The sequence below is a fragment of the Lactobacillus sp. UMNPBX17 genome (assembly GCF_002553735.1).
GTDB lineage: Bacteria > Bacillota > Bacilli > Lactobacillales > Lactobacillaceae > Lactobacillus > Lactobacillus gallinarum.
The window spans coordinates 1-1,667 of record NZ_PCYT01000127.1; the positions used below are offsets into that span (position 1 = coordinate 1).

A 1,667-nucleotide genomic window follows, 5' to 3' on the forward strand; every position below is an offset into this window, starting at 1 on the left:
AAACAAAACATACTAATCTAGTGTTGGATGATTACTCGACGGAGTAGTCGTTCAACACTTTTTCTTTTACTATGTAAAGTGGAGATGAAGCCAATGCCGTGACTGCTTTGGACACATGATGTCGTAAACAAAACTGGCAGCTTCACCATTCAATTGTGAATCTCGTCTAAGTATGTTGGCTGTTAAAGTCCTGTTGAGAAAATTAGATCTGATTGGATTAGATGGAGGCAGCTCATCTCCAAGTAAAGCGGAGGTTTATTCTTATGGATTTATTGAAAACTGTTTTTGGTATTGATGTTAGCAGCCGGAAGTCTAACGTATGCATTATGGTCAATGGCCAAAAAGTTGATGACTATGCCATCTCCAACGATATGGTAGGCTTCAATCAGTTGCTAGATGACCTTAAGCAGGTTACTAAACCGCAGATTATCTTTGAAGCAACTGGTGTCTATTCCAGAAGACTCCAGGCGTTTTTGGACATGCACAAATTGCGCTATGTCATGATGAACCCGCTGGAAGCCAAAAGAAAGACAAAGGATGACCTGCACCAGAACAAGACCGATAAGCTTGATGCCTTGTACCTTGCCAAGCTGCAGTCTGAGCACCCGCAACGGCTGGCCTACGTTCAAAGCAAAGAATATCAAGAATTGATGGCCAATAACCGCATCTATGAGCAGGCTTCGCACGATCTGATAACCAACAGGAATAGACTGCACAAAGCCATTCAGCTCACTTTCCCAGAGATTGAGCACTTAATGGTTAACCCGAGAGGGAAAAACTACTGGAGTATTGTTCTCAGATTCCCACACCCTGATATCGTATTAGAAACAAAAGAAGCCGATATCATCGACTTCTTAAAAGGCTTATCTGGTATTGGTAAAAAGCGCGCTAACGACATAATGCAAAGTCTTATTCGTTTGGCTAAAGTCGCATGCCCAGCTGTCAAAAAGGACAGTGCACATATTCGTGGCCTCGAAATGGCCATTAACAATATTCTGAGCGCTGAAGAGGCGTGCCAGACAGCTTTAAAGGAGATGACCAAGCTCGCTCCCAAGCGGGATCTGGAGATCCTCACAAGCATTCCAGGCATCGGCGAAAATACCGCTCTAAGAATCATTAGTGAGCTTGGGGATATCAGACGTTTTAACAACCCTAGCCAATTAAATGCCTTCGTTGGCGTTGACCCTCAAGTTTATGAATCTGGCAACCTCACGGCCCACCTGTCAATTTCAAAGCGTGGGACAGCTATCGGCAGAAAGGTGCTGTACTTGGCAATCAACCAAATTCAGTCGGCTAAGAAAGCGGGAAACCCTTCTCATATTGCGGATTATTACGAGAAACGAAAACGGTCTTCTGAGACTGCAAGTCACAAGAAGGCCGCTATCGCATCGATCCATAAATTATTACGGACGATCTTCGCTTTAATTAAGAATGATCAATTATATAGCTATGACGTAGCCAAACATAACCAAAGACTTTTGTCATAAAAATTGATCCAATAGATATTATAACAGCCTCTTTTTTGAAATTACAGAAGGTGGCTGTATTTATCATGCCCTAAATCAGATATTTAACTCGATTCTCCGGGAGCCATTTCCCGATTAGGCCTGTATTTCAAAATAAAATTGCTTAAAATCGTTGATAACACTTGACTTAGAGTAGAAAAA

The 1,667-nt window shown here is 42.2% G+C and carries 1 protein-coding gene; it reads left to right on the plus strand.

Annotated elements, in window-relative coordinates:
• The first annotated feature begins 263 nt into the window (after positions 1-263).
• Positions 264-1,487: an IS110 family transposase gene (locus CP368_RS09860; protein ID WP_069168440.1), complete on the plus strand. Its 1,224-nt coding sequence runs from the start codon at positions 264-266 to the stop codon at positions 1,485-1,487.
• The last annotated feature ends 180 nt before the right edge of the window (positions 1,488-1,667 follow it).

Bases quoted from the DNA above. Each gene is read 5' to 3' on its own strand.
- CP368_RS09860 (WP_069168440.1), top strand. From the start codon at position 264: ATGGATTTATTGAAAACTGTTTTTGGTATTGATGTTAGCAGCCGGAAG.